Below are 18,527 nucleotides of genomic sequence, written 5' to 3' on the forward strand. Positions count from 1 at the left end.
TCGATAAAGAGCCCATTATGCATATCACCTTACGGCAGTTGGAAGTGTTTACTGAAGTCCTGAAAAGTGGTTCAACCACTCAGGCTTCAGTGGTGCTTGCTCTTTCTCAATCCGCCGTCAGTGCTGCACTGGCTGATCTGGAAGGGCAACTGGGCGTTCAGTTATTTGATCGCGTGGGTAAACGGCTGGTTGTCAATGAGCATGGGCGTTTGCTCTATCCCAAAGCATTATCATTGCTTGAGCAAACCATGGAAGTTGAACAGCTTTTTCGCCGCGACAACGGCGCATTGCGTATTTATGCCAGCAGCACCATCGGCAACTATTTATTACCGGCAATGATTGCGCATTATCGGCAGGATTTCCCTGAAATCCCTCTGGAGCTGCATGTCGGCAACACGCTGGATGTGATCACCGGTGTTTCCGAATTTAGTGTCGATATTGGGCTGATTGAAGGGCCTTGTCATCACCCCGATCTGGTGACTCAACCCTGGCTGGAGGATGAACTGGTGGTATTTTGTGCGCCAGAGCATCCGCTCAGTCAGCAGGATCTTTCGTTATCGTCACTGGCCGAAGCCCCCTGGATTTTGCGCGAACGCGGTTCGGGGACGCGGGAAGTGCTGGATCATCTCTTGCTGGCGCATTTGCCTCATTTTCGTTTAGTGATGGAGCTGGGCAATTCAGAGGCGATTAAACACGCGGTACGCCATGGTATTGGTATTAGCTGTCTGTCACGCCATGTCATTGCCGAACAATTAGAGAGCGGCATATTAGTTGAATTATCTGTTCCGTTAGCCAAACTTACGCGTACGCTGTATCTGGTTCATCATCGGCAGAAGCATATTTCTACTGTTTTACAGCGGTTCCTGAGTTATTGCCACGAAGGTGTGTAGAGAGAAGCATATCTATTACTAATGATCGGAATTGAATTATGAAGCTCACTAATAATTCGACGATCCTGACTATTCAGGATAGGGCTATTTGTTACAATCCCGCCTCGATTTTTAGCAAGAGCAGTCAGGACAATAATGGCTCGACAAGATATTCAACATGCTATTCAGGGCAATCCTACCCTGCGCCGTGAGCTTAAAGCCCGGCATTTGACGATGATCGCCATTGGCGGTTCGATTGGCACCGGATTGTTTGTCGCTTCCGGGGCAACGGTTTCACAGGCAGGGCCGGGCGGTGCTTTATTATCTTATGCTCTGATCGGTTTGATGGTTTACTTCCTGATGACCAGTCTGGGAGAACTGGCGGCATTTATGCCGACATCCGGCTCATTTTCCACCTATGGCGCCCGCTATGTTGAAGAGGGGTTCGGTTTCGCATTGGGTTGGAACTACTGGTACAACTGGGCGGTCACGATTGCGGTTGATCTGGTTGCCGCTCAGTTGGTGATGGGGTATTGGTTCCCGGAGGTGTCAGGCTGGGTTTGGAGTGCACTGTTTCTGGCGGTGATGGTGCTGTTAAACATCATTTCAGTAAAAGGCTTCGGTGAAGCGGAATATTGGTTTTCGATGATTAAAGTCGTCACGGTGGTAATTTTTATCGCCGTCGGCATATTGATGATTGTGGGTATTCTGCGTGGCGCTGAAAATGCAGGGCTCCATAATTGGCGGATTGGCGATGCGCCCTTTGCTGGCGGATTTTCCGCCATGATTGGTGTGGCGATGATCGTTGGTTTTTCGTTCCAGGGGACAGAGCTTATCGGCGTGGCTGCGGGGGAATCGAAAGATCCGCAAAAAAATATCCCTCGGGCGATTCGTCAGGTATTTTGGCGTATTCTGCTGTTTTATATTTTCGCTATCCTGATCATCAGCCTGATTATTCCCTACACTGATCCTAACTTGCTGCGTAATGATGTAAAAGACATTGCCGTTAGCCCATTTACCTTAGTGTTCCAGAATGCAGGCTTACTGTCAGCCGCCGCGGTGATGAACGCTGTTATCCTCACTGCGGTGTTGTCGGCAGGAAATTCCGGGATGTATGCCTGTACTCGTATGCTGTTTACTTTGGCTTGCGAAGGTAAGGCCCCGCGTATGTTTGCCAAGCTGTCAAAAGGCGGAGTCCCGCGTAATGCGCTGTACGCCACGACAGTGGTTGCCGGGTTGTGTTTCCTGTCCTCCATGTATGGAAACCAGACGGTCTATCTTTGGTTGTTAAACACCTCGGGCATGACCGGTTTTATCGCCTGGTTGGGGATCGCCATCAGCCATTATCGCTTCCGCCGCGGTTATGTTATGCAAGGGCACGATCTGAATCGTCTTCCCTACCGTTCCAGTTTCTTTCCGCTGGGGCCTGTCTTTGCGTTCGTGCTCTGCCTGATTATTACCTTAGGGCAGAACTATCAGGCTTTTCTGGAAGATAAGATTGACTGGTATGCTGTAACGGCAACATATGTCGGTATCCCTTTGTTTTTACTGATCTGGTTTGGTTATAAACTTTCCCGTGGTACGCGTTTCATCAGGTATCAGGATATGACGTTCCCAGAACATAAGTAAGCTGAAGCCCCCGCTCCCGCACCTCGGAATCTATTGATGCTCAATAGATTCCGATTTTTTAGGTGGCGATATTCTACGGTTATTATCATAACAACGATAATGAATGAAATTCATTACTCAGACGTTGTTAATTGCTTTCATGCTGTCTACGCTGATGGCATTAATAGTGTCACATGCTTTTCAATACTTAATGATAATGTGTTTATCACAAAGTAATTTTCTAATGAAATAATTAACTTGCTATGTTTATTGGGCGAATATAGACAGAAGGTTTCATGTGGTATTTGGGGGAGTGAGTGGTTAGTTTGGTTAGTGGGTTTTGTTACTATCGTTACTTAGGTGTTAACGTATAAATAATAATTAGGGCAGCGCAATGTTAAAAATTACCTTTTTGGATAAAGGCGCATTACCTGAAACTGTTTTTTTGAAAAAAAATAGTTTTAGACGACCACAATGTCGCCATGAATGGATTGAATATAATCATACCCCTGCCGATCAGGTTATTGTCCGGGCGAAAAACAGCGATATCATTATTACCAATAAAACGGTATTGACGCGGGAAATCTTGTCAGCGCTTCCCTCTCTGAAACTTATTGCGGTAACCGCCACTGGCACAAACACCATTGATACTGTTGCTGCCGAGGAACTGGGCATAGCAGTAAAAAACGTGCCAAATTACTCCACCCAGGCCGTTTCTGAGCATACCATTGCCATGATTTTCGCGCTTAAACATAGCCTGATCGCGTGGTATCGCGATCAGCTTAGTGATCGATGGGCCAGCCAGCCGCAGTTTTCTTATTTTGACCATCCGGTAAAAGATATTGCAGGTTCAACGCTGGGGATTATTGGCGCCGGGGCTATTGGCCGCGAAGTGGCTCGATTGGCGACGGCCCTGGGGATGAAACCTCTATTCGCGGAACGCCGCGCAGCTGCGCAGTGCCGTCAGGGGTATTTACCGTTTGAGCAGGTATTACAGTCTGCGGACATCATTTCATTGCACTGTCCGTTGAGCGATGAAACCCGATGCCTGATAAATTCACAAACGCTGGCATTGTGCAAACCCACCGTCTCTATTGTTAATACCGCCAGAGGGGGATTGATTGATGAAGCCGCATTATTGTCAGCACTGAAACAACGCAGCATAGCCGGAGCCGCATTGGATTGTCTCACTCAGGAACCGCCATCAAAAGATCATCCATTAATGGAAGCCGCAAAAAAATTGCCTAACTTACTGATTACTCCTCATATTGGCTGGACATCAGCCTCATCGTTACAGATATTGATGGAAAAAACGGTTGAGAATATTGATGAGTTTGTTCAGCAAAATGGATACTGATATGTGCGTATTAGTGACGAATCCTGCTAAAAATGATTTTCATTCACACTATTAACGTGAAGTTATTAAATGATATCGGCTTAAACAGGAAAATTTAATATTCTTTATTGAGCTAACATTTATTGGATAAAGGTTCCATTGTTTTCATATTCATTTCTGCTGTCTGTATTTTTCATATTTTTCGCCTGTGCATATCAGAAAGATAATGGTAATGAGCATCAACGATACGTTGGTTCACTGCCTGAGCTGTGGGATCGTCAGGCAGTGAAATCTGTGGATCAGCGTTTCTGAATGTAGGTGATGGCCAGTGCCAGTGCCAGCACCAGGCCTTTTATGATATCCATGGCATAGTAAGGCACTGAGAGCATGACCAGCCCGTTTTGCAATACGCCGAGAATGACCGCGCCGAGCAGTGTTCCCAGCGCATTAGGTTTGCCGGAACCCGCCAGCGAGAAACCGATATAGGCGGCGGCCACCGCGTCCATTAAATAACCGCCGCCGGCATTGACCTGTGAGGAACCAATGCGGGACGCCAGTAAAATTCCCCCTGTCGCCGCCAGCAGCGAAGACAGAATATACGCCTGAACCCGATAGCGCGCCGTTCTGATACCGGCCAGACGTGCCGCTTCAGGGTTACCGCCAATGGCGTACATACGGCGTCCGTGTTTGGTCAGCGACAAATAGAGTTGTACTACCAACGTGACGACCAACATGATGACGACAATAACGGGGACTTGCCCAAGCGTGGCAAAAAACTCAGGAATGAGGCCTTCAGCCATTTCACCGCTTGGCAACACCATATTCTGTGTAATGGAGCCACCGTAGCTATAGGTCATCGCCACGCCCTGAATAACGAACAGACTGGCAAGCGTCGCCAGCATATCGGGGATTTTCAGCACCACGATAAGAAACGCGTTAAACAGCCCTACCAGCGTACACAGCAGCAGCGTCAGAATGATGGCCCCGGTGGTGTCAAATCCATGCCAGACAAAAAGCGAAATCACCAGTGCATTGGCAAGCGAGGCCGTCGAGCCGACGGAAAGATCGAACCCACCCACGGACAAGGAAATGGACACGCCAATCGCAATCACGGTAACAATGGCGATCGACCGCAAGATATTGATGATGTTGTAGGGATCAAGAAAGTTATCCGCTGCCAGACCGAAAAGCGTAATCAAGGCAACAACGGTAATCAACATTCCCCATTTATATAGGAACTGAAAAAAATGATGGCGAAAGGGGAGCGCCCCGTTAGGTGAAAGTTGGTGACTCACGCGGGAGTTCCTCCAGTTGAATACAATAATAATGTTTCTTCATCGATGGTTGATGCGTCCAGTTCCGCGACGATCTTCCCATCCCACAATACACAGATACGGTCACACAGACCGACAAGTTCGGAAAATTCACCCGACGCATAGATGATGCCTTTACCTTGTCGGGCAAGTCCGTCAATCAGTGAGAACAGATCCTGTTTCGCCTTGATGTCGACACCTTTGGTGGGTTCATCAAAGATCAGTACCTGTGCCTCACTGCGCAGCCATTTGCCAATCGCCACTTTTTGCTGATTACCCCCCGATAACCGCGCCAGTTTCTGCATCGGCCCGGTGGTGCGTATGCTTAACTGCGCAATGATCTGTCTGGCCCAGACCAGCGCCTGCTGATGGCTGAATATCCCCCAGCGGGAAAAGCTGTCGCTGGCGCTAACGCTGAGATTCATGACGACAGACTCATCAATAAAGATGCCTTCTTTACGCCGCTCTTCGGGAATGAATGCAATACACTGTTCAACAGACCGATAAGGTGAATGCGGTCGCCATGAGTGGCCGTTATACTCTCCCTGGTCAATGTGGCTGGGCGTTGCACCGAACAGCGCTTTACATAGTTCGGTTTTCCCCGCGCCGGCCAGTCCGGCGATCCCCAGGATTTCTCCTTTATGCAGCGTCAGAGAGATATCCCGTAACAGGGTTTCATCGTGCAGCCCTTTGACCTGAAGCAGCGGATCTTGCTGTGGCATGGCGCGGCGCGGCGGGAAGATATCATCCAGTTGGTGACCCAGCATCCTTTCAACGATCTGTTCTCCACTTAGCCCTTGCATCGCGCCACTGCTAACCCGTTCGCCGTCACGCAGCACCGTCAGCGTATCGCAGATTTCATTGAGTTCGTGGATGCGGTGAGAAATGAAAACGATACCGATCCCCTCAGCCTGTAGACGCCTAACCACCTGAAACAGGCGTGCGCTTTCTTCCTGGTCGAGTGGGGCGGTCGGCTCATCTAAAATCAAAAAACGGCATTCATGGGATAATGCTCTGGCTAACAGAATTTGCTGTTTTTCCGCCAGCGAGCAACGATCCAGCCGCTGGCGCACATTCAGGCGGATGCCGAGCTGATCGAGTAAAGCCTGCGCCTGGCGATAAAGCTGCGGCCAGTTGAGAACATGCCCGCTCTGCGCCAGCGTATCCAGCATAATATTTTCCGCGACCGACAGGGTCGGCACCAGCGCGATATCGACTTCCTGCTGCACCAGATGGATACCATGCTGCTTTGCCGCCCGTGGCGAATGAATGTCAACCCGCGTGCCATCAATAGTAATGTCGCCGCTGTAATGGCTGTAGGCGCCGGACAGAATAGTCATTAACGTCGATTTACCGGCGCCGTTTGCGCCAGTTAAGGCATGGATAGAGCCACCCTGTAGTGTGAAATCAACTTGTTTCAGCGCGTGAAAGCCAGAAAATGAGATGGAAATATTGCGCATTTCCAGTCGGGTTTGTTGGGGGGTAGACATCATGTTCGGTAACGCTCTTGGCGGTAAATATCATCAGAAAACAGTTGTGAAAGGTAACATATAACCAGCAGAATTTAATACAGATTCAGCGCCAGGAGGGGGGAAGACTATGAATGAAAAAGCATAAGTTAAGTAAAAAAATTCTTAAACCGCGTCGGGCAAGTGAATAAGATGGCGTTATCAGCAAATTTGGCTTTCATTGTAAGAAATCGCACCGCAAGGAATATCAGAAGATGAACACAACGGCAATCCGCGTACAGGCAGGCCCGGCCAACTATTTTTCTTTCCCAGGGGCAATCGATAAATTGCTGACGTTTTATCCGCCTGAGGTGTTGAACAACGCATTATGGATAGCCGGTGAGCGGGCGTTAGCGGCGGCAAGGCCCTATCTCCCCACTGAATTTGATGCGCCATCGGCTCGGCGTGTCTTGTTTGGCGCTCATTGCAGTGAGGGGGAGGTGGCAAAACTGGTGGCGCAGGCGGGGAAAAATTGTCAGGTTGTGATTGGTATCGGCGGCGGAGCCGTACTGGATACGGCAAAGGTGGTGGCGCGTCAGGTGGGGGCGCCGTTGGTGGCAATCCCGACGATTGCCGCCACCTGCGCCGCCTGGACACCGCTTTCGGTGTGGTATAACGACGCAGGGCAAGCGCTGCGTTTTGATATTTTTCCCGACGCCAATCACCTGGTGTTGGTGGAGCCGCGCATTGTTTTAGCGGCGCCCGCAGCGTATCTGCTGGCAGGCATTGGCGACACGCTGGCGAAGTGGTATGAAGCGATGGTACTCAGCCCTCAGCCTGAAACCTTGTCTTTAACCGTGCGTCTTGGGTTACAGACTGCGCTGGACATTCGCGATGTATTACTGCAAAAAAGCGCATCCGCGCTGGATGCGGCAACCCGCGGTACGCTGACACAGGATTTTCTGGATGTTGTCGATGCCATTATTGCTGGCGGCGGCATGGTCGGCGGGCTAGGGGAGCGCTACACCAGGGTGGCGGCAGCGCACGCGGTACACAATGGGCTAACGGTATTGCCGCAGACTGAGCGCTTTCTGCATGGCACAAAAGTCGCCTATGGCATATTGGTTCAGAGTGCCCTGTTGGGCGATTACAAAACGTTACGGCAATTGAAAGCCGCCTATAAGGTGCTGGGGTTGCCGACATCGCTGTCTGAACTGAGTGTGGATATTAACGATGGGGCGTCTGTTCAGGCCATCATTGAGCGTACCCTGCAACACGGCGAGTCTATTCACTATTTGCCGTTAACGCTGAATGCGTCAGTTCTGTTGGACGCGTTTAAAACGGTTGAGACCGAGGCCGAATAACAATGAGCGGATTAGAAAACTATTGATAGAGGTTCCTAATCCGCCCACTTTTACTGCAATTTCTCGTAGGGAAAAGAACTCTTGATGTAGCGGGAGTAATACCGATGTTTGGCCGAGCTTGACATAAGCTCTTCATAAATCATTCGTGCCACTCCCATATATTGATATACGCTGCCATTCAGCAGTTCTACTTCCAATATGCTTTTTTCTGCATCGTACCCGACGGCAAACAACTCTGATGATATAACCCGTTTTCTTTGCACAATTAAACACCCCCAATTGAGAAATACCGCGTTTTCGCGGTGAAACAACCTATATTTATTAGACGGATGTTGCAGTTTCGGAATTATAAGTCTTTGCCTCTGTAATACTTTATCGGCATACTGGCTATTGTCTTTACTCATTAAAAATCAGGAATCCGTTAATTGCGATCCCTGATTTTCTGCTAAATGATTCCGTAGCCAGGTTTGTCAACGGTGTGAATATTTTTTTATTGCTGATGCAAATATTGCGCGTGGAAGCGCAGGTGATCCTCAATAAAGCTGGCAATAAAGAAGTAACTGTGGTCATAGCCGGACTGCGTCCGCAATGTGAGCGGCCAGTCGTGCTGACGGGCTAATTCGGCCAGTTTTGCCGGTTGCAACTGGTCGGGTAAAAACTGATCGCAATCTCCTTGATCGACAAGTATGGGCAGTCGGTGTTGGCTGTTCGCCAGCAAATGGCAACTATCATACGGCAACCACTGTGTTTCATCCTCGCCCAGATAAGCGCTCAATGCTTTACGTCCCCACGGAACCTGGCAGGGATTAACGATCGGTGCAAAGGCTGACGCGGACAGATAACCACCGGGATTCCGCAATGCCAGCATCAGCGCGCCGTGCCCCCCCATCGAGTGTCCGCTGATTGACTGACGGTGGTTAACGTTAAAATGTTGCTGAATCAATGTCGGCAGTTCAACACTGACGTAGTCGTACATTTGGTAATGCGCAGCCCAGGGTTGCCGGGTGGCATTGACGTAAAATCCGGCGCCCTGGCCAAGATCATATCCGGCATCATCTGCCACGTTTTTACCCCGAGGGCTGGTATCCGGCATTACCAGAACCAGCCCAAGCTCGGCGGCAGTACGCTGGGCTCCCGCTTTGGTGGTGAAATTTTCATCGTTACAGGTTAACCCCGATAGCCAGTAAAGCACGGGGGGCGGGGTATCATCGAACGTAGGCGGCAGGTAGATACTGAACGTCATGTTGCTGTTCAGCGTATCAGAAGCATGGCGGTAGCGCTGTTGCCAGCCGCCAAACATGCGGTGTTCTTCCAAAAGTTCCAGTGACAGGTTCATCTCTGTGCTGCCTCCTTAATGGTTTTTTAGCTAAAATGGATGACTGAGCGGATCGATTTGCCTTCGTGCATTAAGTCGAATGCGGTATTAATGTCGTCCAGCCCCATAGTATGAGTAATAAAATCACTGAGCTGGAACTCGCCATCCATATAACGCTGCACAATACCCGGTAGCTGACTGCGTCCTTTCACCCCGCCGAACGCGGAACCACGCCATACCCGGCCTGTTACCAGTTGGAACGGACGGGTGGAAATTTCCTCACCTGCGCCGGCAACACCAATAATCACTGATTCTCCCCAACCCTTATGGCAGCACTCCAGCGCCGAACGCATCACGTTGACATTTCCGATACATTCAAAAGAGAAATCAACCCCGCCATCCGTTAGTTCGACAATCACTTCCTGAATCGGCTTATCGTAGTCCTTTGGATTAATCAGATCGGTGGCGCCCAATTTGCGAGCCAGATCGAATTTGCTGGTATTAATATCAATACCGATAATTCGCCCGGCCCCCGCCATCTGCGCGCCGATAATCGCTGACAGACCAATACCGCCGAGTCCAAAAATGGCGACGCTATCACCCGGTTTCACTTTGGCGGTATTCATCACCGCGCCCATGCCGGTGGTTACGCCGCAGCCTAACAGGCAGACTTCTTCCAGCGGTGCTTCCTTGTTGATTTTAGCCAGCGAGATTTCAGGTACGACAGTGAGTTCAGCGAAGGTGGAGGTACCCATATAGTGGAAAATCGGTTGACCATCTTTAGAGAAGCGGGTGGTGCCGTCGGGCATCAAACCTTTACCCTGCGTGGTGCGGATCGCTTGACACAGGTTGGTTTTCCCTGAGCAACAGAATTTACACTCGCCACATTCCGGCGTGTACAACGGAATAACGTGATCGCCAACGGCCACGCTGGTTACGCCCTCACCGACGGCCTCCACAATACCGCCGCCCTCATGGCCGAGAATGGCCGGGAATACGCCCTCGGGATCTTTACCTGAAAGCGTGTAGGCATCGGTATGGCAAACGCCGCTGGCGATAATGCGGACCAGCACTTCCCCTTTCTGAGGCGGCATCAGATCCACCTCTTCAATGGAAAGCGGTTGGTTTGGCCCCCAGGCGACGGCGGCGCGGGTTTTTATCATTTGCATGGTGTTACTCCTATTGCAGTATTATGTTGGTGAAAAGTTTAATATTTGTTAATAAATAATTTTAGCGGTTCGTATCTCTGTCGGGGAACTGCGCCATGATGAGCTTTTTCAGGGCCTCAACATTGGGGCCGAAGGCGTCGCGCCGCCAGATGAGCCAGGTTGCCGTATCCGCTATTTCCGGCGGTAATTCATGCACCTGAACACGTTCATTTGCCGGTAAGCACTCCAGTACGGAATGTGGGATCAGCGCCAGCCCGGCACCGCTGGCAACACAGGCAAGCATGGTATGATACGACTGAATTTCCATGATGGCGCCAGGTACGACGCCATCTTGCTTAAACCACGTTTCCAGACGTGATCGGTACGAGCAAGTGGGCCGGAAAGCAAACAGCGTGTCGCCGCTGGCATCGCCTGCATGGCTGATCGGGGCATGGTTGGTGCCGGATATCAAGACCAGACGCTCGGGGTATGACAGGCAGCCGTTGAGTTCATCATAGACTACCGGGCCATCCACTAACGCGGCTGCCAGGGTTCCGGCGCGAACACGCTCGATTACCTCTCCTGATGTTCCGGTGCTTAACGACAGCGCGACATCCGGGTAATGCTGATGATAAGCCGCCAGCAGACCTGGCAGGCGGGTCGCAGCGGTACTTTCCATCGATCCTAGAGCAAAATTTCCTGCCGGTTCGCCAGTGCGGGTCATGCTGATGGCTTCTTCACTCAGCGCCAGAATGCGTTGCGCGTAGCAGAGAAAATTATGCCCGATGGGGGAGAGCCGCAATCGCTGCTTTTCGCGAATAAACAGAGCGGTTCCCAGTTCCTGCTCAAGCTGGCGCAGGCGGGTAGTGAGGTTTGATGGAACCCGGTGAAGTTGCTCTGCCGCACGGACGACCGAACCTGTTTTGGCAACAAGGCAGAACATGCGCAACTGAGTCAGATCCATTTGTTTCTCTTTTTGTAATTAACTTTGTCTGAATTATTCACCTTTTGTGAGTTTAACGGTAAGTCACTTTATTGGCAACGTTCATGTAACAAACAAGGTGAAAGCATGGCTTTAAAAATTGCGTTAACTGGTTTCCTGGTTTTAGTCGTCGCGATGGGATTGGCCGCTTTGCGTTTACTCTGCAGGTGCCTCTGATGATTGTTGAACATCAACTCACGCTCACCAGTGCTGGTGTCGTGGCTGCATTGAATTATCTGGGGTATTTATCTGGCAACAAGTAAACGAGTGAATAAATAACGCTAATGACTAATAGCTTTCTATATATTTTAATATTTTTCTGTATCAGAAAAGATAAAGCAGCGCTAAACGCCTTATTTATAGCAGAGACAGATGTTTTGACAGATGCTTTTTAGCAATGTAACAGGTCAATAAACATCGATACTTTAGTTATGGCAAAGGAAAGGTGGTTATTAGCAGCTAAATTGGCGGATTAAAATTTTCCATAAATAATAACTCGCAAATAATAGGCAAAAGCTATTGTTAGTTAATTATTGATCGCACTTAATGATCAAAAAAGGTAAAGTCCTTGTTCTGTGTGCCGATAAGCTATGTGTATAATAGAAATGCACCCTCACACTTGTGAACAAAAATATAGTTTTGTTGTGAGACTTGGTATTTTGAGTGAATAAGGTATTTTATGTTTGTTAAATTATATAACATTTGTCGATTTTCAATTAAAAATGCACAAGTCAGTTATTAAAAAAACAGGTGAAAATCGCTAAATAATTAACAGGAGTCTTACGTGAGCTTTTTAAGAAATATCACCATCAGGGCCATGCTTTTAACCATACTGGGAATATTCATACTCTTATGGGGAAGCGTATCGTTCTATATGTCATCCTCACTCAATGAAATGGTAAAATTATTAGAGTCAGGGGAAATACAGAAAAAGAATGCTGACACCATAGCAGACGGCAGCGATCAATATTTTCGTGCGGCAATCCGTTTAATTCGGGCAATGGATTATAACCAGAGTGGTGAAACGGCTGAAGTTGAAAAACTGCTTACCGCAGCGGATGCGGGGATAAAAAACAGTTCAGATAAGCTGGCCTCATTTAAAACGGCCAATCATGGCAGCATTGACAAAGCTATGGTTGAAGAGGTGGTGACAAACTGGGCACAGGTGATTGATGGCGGGTTGAAGCCTATGTTTGTCGCAGTTCGCGATAATCGAACTGAGGAATTTCGACATCTGTTCAGAGATGTTTATCCGAATCTGAGTATGACGTTCGGCGGCAGTATGGATAAATATCAGGCAAGCGCGCTTGCGTCTTCTGGTATGTCGCTATCCAGGGTGTATGAATTAGTCAGCTGGAATAAAAACATCCTGCTGGTTGCGGCAGCAATTGGGCTGCTGATTCTGTTCCTGACCGATCGCTATCTGGTGAATTATCTGGTCAAGCCGTTAGACATGATTAAAGGCCATTTCAAAGTTCTGGCTGACGGCCAGTTAGGTTTGCGCCTTGAAGAATTTGGTCGTAACTGCGCGGGTCAATTGATTCCTTTCTTAAAAGAGATGCAACGAAGCCTGATTAACACGGTTTCAACTATTCGTGATAGCGCTTCCTCGATTTATCAAGGATCGAGTGAAATCAAAAGTGGCAACAATGACCTCTCTTCCCGCACTGAACAGCAAGCCGCAGCCCTGGAGCAAACGGCTGCCAGTATGGAGCAACTTGGCGCCACGGTAAAACAAAACGCAGAAAACGTTCATCAGGCCAGCAAACTGGCTCAGGATGCCTCAATCGCCGCCAAAAAAGGGGGCGAAGTGGCAACCGAAGTTGTGGAAACGATGGCCGACATCACGACCAGCTCGAAGAAAATTGCGGATATTACCAGCGTTATTAACGGCATTGCTTTCCAAACCAATATATTAGCGTTGAACGCAGCGGTAGAAGCGGCCAGAGCCGGCGAACAAGGGCGTGGTTTTGCCGTGGTGGCGGGTGAGGTTCGTAATCTGGCGCAGCGCAGCGCGCAGGCGGCCAAAGAGATTGAAGGGCTGATTGCTGAATCGGTAGAACGTGTGAATACCGGGTCACATCAGGTAATGCAAACGGGTGAGGCGATGGAATCAATCATCGTTGCCATTACCAGAGTAAACGATTTGATGGGCGAGATTGCCTCTGCCTCTGATGAACAGAGTCGTGGCATCAGCCAAATCGGTCAGGCCGTGGCTGAAATGGATGGCGTGACCCAGCAAAACGCCGCATTGGTGCAGGAATCTGCCGCTGCCGCCGCTTCTCTGGAGGAGCAGGCCCGTCAGTTAAATGATGCAGTATCCGTTTTCCAACTGGCGTCGGGTGAAAAACGGCAATCCAGTAAAAATCTGTTGTCTGAAACCCCCGCGCCGGTCATGAAACCCGCTTTGCTGACTGCTGATGGCGGTAAAAAGAGTGGGGGCGGCAATGATAATTGGGAAACTTTCTAATAAAAAAGTGAAGAAGATGAGCGCTGAAATTGATGAACGGAAATGATTACATCCCCTAAATAATTCGAGTTGCAGTCAACGCACATGCAGCTTGAAGCATGACGGGTATATTAAGGCCACACCAGGGAATTACACTTGAAGCAAGCACTGGGGTCACTCCCAGTGTTTTTTTGTTTTCCATCACTCCAGCCGATTTGCAGGTGAATATCTGTTGATTGATAAGCTGAATCTATTTCAACAATCATGACATACAATCACTGGATAAACGTTTCGCTCTCAACTACAGTGGTGACGGCGTTTTGGCCTGACCAGCGCCACGATAAGTAACACCTGCAGGAGAATAATAATGTCATCTTTAAGTAAAGAAGCCGTCTTGGTTCATGAGGCGCTGATGGCCCGTGGTCTTGAAACACCGCTACGTGGAGAATTGTTGGATCGGGAAACGCGCAAACAGCGGATTGCCGAGCATATGACGGAAGTCATGAATCTGTTAAGCCTCGATTTGGAAGATGACAGCCTGGCAGAGACACCGCACCGTATTGCTAAAATGTATGTCGATGAAATATTTTCCGGGTTGGATTATGCCAATTTCCCCAAAATTACCATCATTGAGAACAAGATGAAGGTGGATGAAATGGTAACCGTCCGGGACATCACATTAACCAGCACTTGTGAACACCATTTCGTGACGATTGATGGAAAAGCGACGGTTGCTTATATTCCGAAGGACGGTGTGATTGGTTTATCAAAAATTAATCGTATCGTGCAGTTCTTTTCCCAGCGCCCACAGGTTCAGGAACGTTTAACCCAACAAATCCTGACCGCCTTGCAAACGTTGTTGGGCACCAGCAATGTCGCCGTATCTATTGACGCGGTGCATTATTGCGTTAAAGCCCGCGGTATCCGTGATGCGACCAGCGCGACAACCACCACCTCATTGGGCGGGTTGTTCAAATCCAGCCAGAATACCCGTCAGGAATTTCTGCGCGCAGTGCGTCATCACAGCTAGTCCTGCCATTTTCCTATTTATACGTTGACCAGATAATGGCCAACGTATAAACAAAATGCGTATTATTTCAGGTCATCTGTTAATACAATCATGATTCCGATGACTTAATATCTAACGCCTATGCCTCCTCAACCCACGCCGTCCCCCCGTATTGCCACGCTGGATTTTGCGCGAGGTGTCGCGGTTCTTGGTATTTTATTGCTCAATATCACGGCATTTGGCTTACCGAAAGCGGCCTATCTCAACCCTGCCTGGCAGGGGATGCCATCTCTGACAGAGGCCTGGACCTGGGCCATGATGGATCTCGCCGTACAGGCAAAATTTCTGACGCTATTCTCTTTTCTATTCGGCGCTGGCCTACAGCTTTTGTTACCCAGGGGAAAACGTTGGGTTCATGCCCGGCTTTTCTGGCTGATGCTGATAGGTTTGGTACATAGCATTTTTTTCTGGGACGGTGACATCCTGCTGGATTATGGGCTGATTGGGCTAGTGTGCTACGGCATGATCCGCCATGCGCAGAGCAGCCGGGCTTTATTGCAAACCGGCGCGATAATGTATCTGGTTGGGGTGGGCGTCCTGCTGATTTTAAGTCAGTTGCTCAGTCTGCAACCTGGGCGATTCTGGCAACCGAGCGCCGCTGACATTGCCTATGAGGTTTACTGGCAGACGTCGGGCGGCCCGGAGGCGTGGAGCAACCGGGTGAATTTGCTTACGGAAAGTTTATTGTCGTTGGGCGTTCAATACGGCTGGTTGCTGGCAGGTTCTATGCTGGTGGGCGCGGGCCTGATGCGCAGCGGCTGGCTGAAGGGGGAGTTCAGCCTGGAACATTACCGTAAGCTGGCGTTATGGTTAATTCCGCTGGCGTTATTTATCAATAGCATTGGTGTCGCCGCGCAGTGGTCAGTGCAATGGGAATATCGCTGGAGCGGCCTGTTATTACAGATCCCGCGCGAGTTGAGCGCGCCTGTGCAAGCGGTGGGGTATCTCGCGCTGTGTTATGGTTTTTGGCCAACATTATGTCAGTGGCGGATTGTTTACTGGATCAGTGATATTGGCCGCATGGCGCTGACAAATTATTTATTGCAAACCTTAGTCTGTACCATGCTGTTTAACCATATCGGGCTGTTTATACGCTTTGATCGCCTGCAACTAGTAGCCATCGTTCCCCTTGTTTGGGGGGTGAATCTGCTGTTTTCGCATTACTGGTTGCGTTATTTCCGACAAGGGCCGATTGAATGGCTGTGGCGCAGGCTGACTGCGGCTATCGCTAAAGGGGCATCATGACCGTATCTGGCGGCGCCTCCATTACTGAGCTGGCGTAAGGATCTGTTCAGGCAGAACGGCAGGGTAGTCCGGTGCACCATCAGGGATTTTATGTTCAGCAGGAATAGAGATCTGCGGCCCCAGAAAGCGAGGCTCCCGTTTCAGGATGTACAGATCAAACAATGCGCCCAGCCTGGCCCCAAACTCCCGCAGACGAACCGTCATCATATTTTTGGGGGAGGGAACCGCATAGCACTGCGCCTGAATACCAAGATGCCGGGCAATGAATAGCGCCCGTTCGCAGTGAAAACGTTGGGTAATGATGGTGAAGTCATTGGTATCAAAAACTTTCCGTGTTCTGACGATCGAGTCCAGTGTGCGAAAACCCGCATAGTCCAGCACAATGTCTGACGGGGGAACCCCAGCCGCAATCAGATCGCGGCGCATGGTCATTGGCTCGTTGTAACTTTGCAGCGCATTGTCGCCGCTCAACAGCAGGTAACTGATTTTGCCGCTGTTATAGGCGTTCAATGCGCCCTGAATACGGAACAGATAATACTGATTGATGACCCCGGTACGGTAATACTTGGCGGTTCCCAGTACCACGCCCACCTGTCGTGACGGCAGTTCCTGAAGTTCATCATAAACAAAAGGTGCAGCCTGCCAACTGATCCAGCGATCGAGAGCAAAAGCAGACAGCACCAGCACGCCAATGATCATTAACAGGCCGTATATCAGGCGTTTCCACATGCTTATGTCTCAGGGAAGGCGATTGGGATAGTCATTCCTCAAGGCTACTTTACCTGAAAGGGGGACGCAAGGCGCAGGCGTCAGCAGGAGCGTTTATTGGCGTATTTTCTTACGGCAAGGACTAAAACCGACGGGCTGAATGAAAATACCGCTCTTTTGTGCAGCAAAAGAGCGGCCAGAGCGATAATTAAATCCGGCTACCCCACAGATCGTATTCGTCTGCATGTTCTATTTTTACTTTTACGATGTCCCCGACCTTGAGGTTGGTTTCACCATTCAGGTAAACCGCGCCGTCGATTTCCGGCGCATCGGCCATACTGCGTCCAATCGCCCCTTCATCGTCGATTTCATCGATCAGTACCAGTAGCTGTCGGCCAATTTTTTCCTGCAAACGCTGGGCGGAGATACTTTGTTGAAGCTGCATGAAACGATGATAACGCGCTTCTTTTTCCTCTTCAGGCACCTGATCAGGCAATTGATTCGCCGTAGCGCCTTCCACCGGGCTGTACTTGAAGCAGCCAACGCGATCCAGCCTGGCTTCTTTCAGGAAGTCCAGCAGCATCTGGAAATCTTCTTCCGTTTCGCCAGGGAAGCCGACAATAAAAGTCGAACGTAATGTCAGTTCCGGGCAAATTTCCCGCCAGCGCTTGATGCGTTCCAGCGTTCTCTCAACCGCTCCGGGGCGTTTCATCAGCTTGAGGATGCGGGGACTGGCGTGTTGCAGCGGAATATCCAGATACGGCAGGATTTTCCCGGCGGCCATCAACGGGATGACATCATCCACATGCGGATAAGGGTAGACGTAATGCAAACGCACCCACACTCCCAGCGACGCCAACTGTTCACACAGGCTGACCATACTGGTTTTAACCGGTTGCCCATTCCAGAAGCCGGTGCGCTGCTTGACGTCCGCGCCATAGGCTGATGTGTCCTGAGAGATCACCAGCAATTCTTTTACCCCAGCATCCACCAGGCGTTTCGCTTCATCCAGCACCGAACCAATGGGGCGGCTGTCAAGATCGCCACGCATGGACGGAATAATGCAGAATGTACAGCGATGGTTACAGCCTTCCGATATTTTCAGGTAGGCATAATGACGAGGCGTCAACTTCACGCCCTGAGCCGGGATCAGGCTGGTAAACGGATTATGTTCCGGTTTAGGCACATACTGATGTACGTGTGACAGCACTTGTTCGTAGCTGTGAGGCCCGGTGATTTCCAGTACTTTCGGGTGCACTTCCCGGATTTGATTTTCTTTCGCTCCCAGACAGCCAGTGACGATGACCTTGCCGTTTTCGTTCAATGCCTCACCGATGGCTTCCAGTGATTCCTGAACGGCACTATCAATAAAACCACAGGTATTGACGATCACCAGTTCGGCATCGTCATAGCGCGGCACCACCTGATAGCCTTCAGTACGCAGTTCGGTCAGGATCCTTTCGGAGTCCACCAGATTTTTCGGGCAACCGAGGGAAACAAAGCCGATGCGTGGTTGCGGGGTGTCGATATTGCTCATAAGAATAAAAAATAGTGGGGGTTATGTTCATAAGGGCAGAGATTGTACCGATGTCAACATCAAATTCCTATATCTTCTTCAACGTGTACAAGAAAAGTATACAGCGGAGCGAGTTGAGTAAACGTATCGGTTAACG

General features: G+C 49.8%; 15 protein-coding genes and 1 pseudogene. 8 read left to right on the forward strand and 8 right to left on the reverse strand.

The window, feature by feature from the left end:
• Positions 1-17 precede the first annotated feature (17 nt).
• The 3 genes from yieE to BIY29_RS03445 all read left to right on the forward strand — a co-directional run bounded on the left by yieE (position 18) and on the right by BIY29_RS03445 (position 3,834).
• Positions 18-890, forward strand: a complete 873-nt coding sequence (gene yieE, locus BIY29_RS03435) for a DNA-binding transcriptional regulator YeiE (protein ID WP_121573823.1) — start codon at positions 18-20, stop codon at positions 888-890.
• Positions 891-1,025: 135 nt separating this feature from the next.
• A complete protein-coding gene (locus tag BIY29_RS03440) occupies positions 1,026-2,498 on the forward strand; it encodes an amino acid permease (RefSeq protein WP_121573752.1) in 1,473 nt (490 codons plus the stop codon).
• A gap of 373 nt (positions 2,499-2,871) precedes the next feature.
• Positions 2,872-3,834, forward strand: a complete 963-nt coding sequence (locus tag BIY29_RS03445) for a 2-hydroxyacid dehydrogenase (RefSeq protein WP_121573753.1) — start codon at positions 2,872-2,874, stop codon at positions 3,832-3,834.
• A gap of 278 nt (positions 3,835-4,112) precedes the next feature.
• Here the strand turns inward: BIY29_RS03445 and BIY29_RS03450 are convergent, their stop codons facing one another.
• Both BIY29_RS03450 and BIY29_RS03455 read right to left on the reverse strand, forming a co-directional pair.
• The gene (locus BIY29_RS03450; RefSeq protein ID WP_420808403.1) at positions 4,113-5,033 is read right to left on the reverse strand and encodes an ABC transporter permease; all 921 of its coding nucleotides are present in this window, start codon (positions 5,031-5,033) and stop codon (positions 4,113-4,115) included.
• A gap of 71 nt (positions 5,034-5,104) precedes the next feature.
• Entirely contained in the window at positions 5,105-6,616 is a 1,512-nt protein-coding gene (locus BIY29_RS03455) for a sugar ABC transporter ATP-binding protein (protein WP_121573824.1), read from the reverse strand.
• Between the two features lie 233 nt (positions 6,617-6,849).
• Between BIY29_RS03455 and BIY29_RS03460 the strand changes: the two genes are divergently transcribed.
• On the forward strand, positions 6,850-7,938 hold the full coding sequence (locus BIY29_RS03460) for an oxidoreductase (RefSeq protein WP_121573755.1): 1,089 nt from the start codon (positions 6,850-6,852) through the stop codon (positions 7,936-7,938).
• Between the two features lie 50 nt (positions 7,939-7,988).
• Here the strand turns inward: BIY29_RS03460 and BIY29_RS20905 are convergent, their stop codons facing one another.
• The 4 genes from BIY29_RS20905 to ptrR form a co-directional block, all read right to left on the reverse strand.
• Positions 7,989-8,201, reverse strand: a complete 213-nt coding sequence (locus BIY29_RS20905; RefSeq protein WP_121573825.1) for a KTSC domain-containing protein — start codon at positions 8,199-8,201, stop codon at positions 7,989-7,991.
• Between the two features lie 227 nt (positions 8,202-8,428).
• Positions 8,429-9,274, reverse strand: a complete 846-nt coding sequence (fghA, locus tag BIY29_RS03470; RefSeq protein ID WP_121573756.1) for an S-formylglutathione hydrolase — start codon at positions 9,272-9,274, stop codon at positions 8,429-8,431.
• A gap of 26 nt (positions 9,275-9,300) precedes the next feature.
• Positions 9,301-10,422, reverse strand: a complete 1,122-nt coding sequence (locus tag BIY29_RS03475; RefSeq protein ID WP_121573757.1) for an S-(hydroxymethyl)glutathione dehydrogenase/class III alcohol dehydrogenase — start codon at positions 10,420-10,422, stop codon at positions 9,301-9,303.
• A gap of 61 nt (positions 10,423-10,483) precedes the next feature.
• Entirely contained in the window at positions 10,484-11,365 is an 882-nt protein-coding gene (gene ptrR / locus BIY29_RS03480) for a putrescine utilization regulator PtrR (protein WP_121573758.1), read from the reverse strand.
• Between the two features lie 105 nt (positions 11,366-11,470).
• Between ptrR and BIY29_RS03485 the strand changes: the two are divergent.
• The 4 genes and pseudogenes from BIY29_RS03485 to yeiB all read left to right on the forward strand — a co-directional run.
• Positions 11,471-11,637: pseudogene (locus tag BIY29_RS03485) on the forward strand (YbfB/YjiJ family MFS transporter); the annotation flags it as partial.
• A 530-nt stretch (positions 11,638-12,167) separates the two neighbouring features.
• Positions 12,168-13,853 (forward strand): methyl-accepting chemotaxis protein, encoded by a 1,686-nt coding sequence (locus BIY29_RS03490; protein WP_121573759.1) that lies wholly within the window; start codon positions 12,168-12,170, stop codon positions 13,851-13,853.
• Positions 13,854-14,199: 346 nt separating this feature from the next.
• Positions 14,200-14,862: a GTP cyclohydrolase I FolE gene (gene folE / locus BIY29_RS03495; protein WP_121573760.1), complete on the forward strand. Its 663-nt coding sequence runs from the start codon at positions 14,200-14,202 to the stop codon at positions 14,860-14,862.
• A gap of 120 nt (positions 14,863-14,982) precedes the next feature.
• Positions 14,983-16,146 (forward strand): DUF418 domain-containing protein YeiB, encoded by a 1,164-nt coding sequence (gene yeiB, locus BIY29_RS03500; protein WP_121573761.1) that lies wholly within the window; start codon positions 14,983-14,985, stop codon positions 16,144-16,146.
• A gap of 21 nt (positions 16,147-16,167) precedes the next feature.
• Here the strand turns inward: yeiB and sanA are convergent, their stop codons facing one another.
• Complete coding sequence (gene sanA / locus BIY29_RS03505) at positions 16,168-16,875, reverse strand: outer membrane permeability protein SanA (RefSeq protein ID WP_121573762.1); 708 nt, start codon at positions 16,873-16,875, stop codon at positions 16,168-16,170.
• Between the two features lie 187 nt (positions 16,876-17,062).
• Complete coding sequence (rimO, locus tag BIY29_RS03510) at positions 17,063-18,391, reverse strand: 30S ribosomal protein S12 methylthiotransferase RimO (protein ID WP_121573763.1); 1,329 nt, start codon at positions 18,389-18,391, stop codon at positions 17,063-17,065.
• Positions 18,392-18,527 lie beyond the last annotated feature (136 nt).

Source organism: Brenneria alni (genome assembly GCF_003666245.1).
GTDB classification, from domain to species: Bacteria; Pseudomonadota; Gammaproteobacteria; order Enterobacterales; family Enterobacteriaceae; genus Brenneria; species Brenneria alni.

Coding starts and splice junctions, on each gene's coding strand:
- BIY29_RS03440 (WP_121573752.1), top strand. CDS start 1,026: ATGGCTCGACAAGATATTCAACATGCTATTCAGGGCAATCCTACCCTG.
- folE (WP_121573760.1), top strand. CDS start 14,200: ATGTCATCTTTAAGTAAAGAAGCCGTCTTGGTTCATGAGGCGCTGATG.
- rimO (WP_121573763.1), bottom strand. CDS start 18,391: ATGAGCAATATCGACACCCCGCAACCACGCATCGGCTTTGTTTCCCTC.
- BIY29_RS03475 (WP_121573757.1), bottom strand. CDS start 10,422: ATGCAAATGATAAAAACCCGCGCCGCCGTCGCCTGGGGGCCAAACCAA.
- BIY29_RS03455 (WP_121573824.1), bottom strand. CDS start 6,616: ATGTCTACCCCCCAACAAACCCGACTGGAAATGCGCAATATTTCCATC.
- BIY29_RS03445 (WP_121573753.1), top strand. CDS start 2,872: ATGTTAAAAATTACCTTTTTGGATAAAGGCGCATTACCTGAAACTGTT.
- yieE (WP_121573823.1), top strand. CDS start 18: ATGCATATCACCTTACGGCAGTTGGAAGTGTTTACTGAAGTCCTGAAA.
- BIY29_RS03460 (WP_121573755.1), top strand. CDS start 6,850: ATGAACACAACGGCAATCCGCGTACAGGCAGGCCCGGCCAACTATTTT.
- sanA (WP_121573762.1), bottom strand. CDS start 16,875: ATGTGGAAACGCCTGATATACGGCCTGTTAATGATCATTGGCGTGCTG.
- ptrR (WP_121573758.1), bottom strand. CDS start 11,365: ATGGATCTGACTCAGTTGCGCATGTTCTGCCTTGTTGCCAAAACAGGT.
- yeiB (WP_121573761.1), top strand. CDS start 14,983: ATGCCTCCTCAACCCACGCCGTCCCCCCGTATTGCCACGCTGGATTTT.
- fghA (WP_121573756.1), bottom strand. CDS start 9,274: ATGAACCTGTCACTGGAACTTTTGGAAGAACACCGCATGTTTGGCGGC.
- BIY29_RS03450 (WP_420808403.1), bottom strand. CDS start 5,033: ATGTTGATTACCGTTGTTGCCTTGATTACGCTTTTCGGTCTGGCAGCG.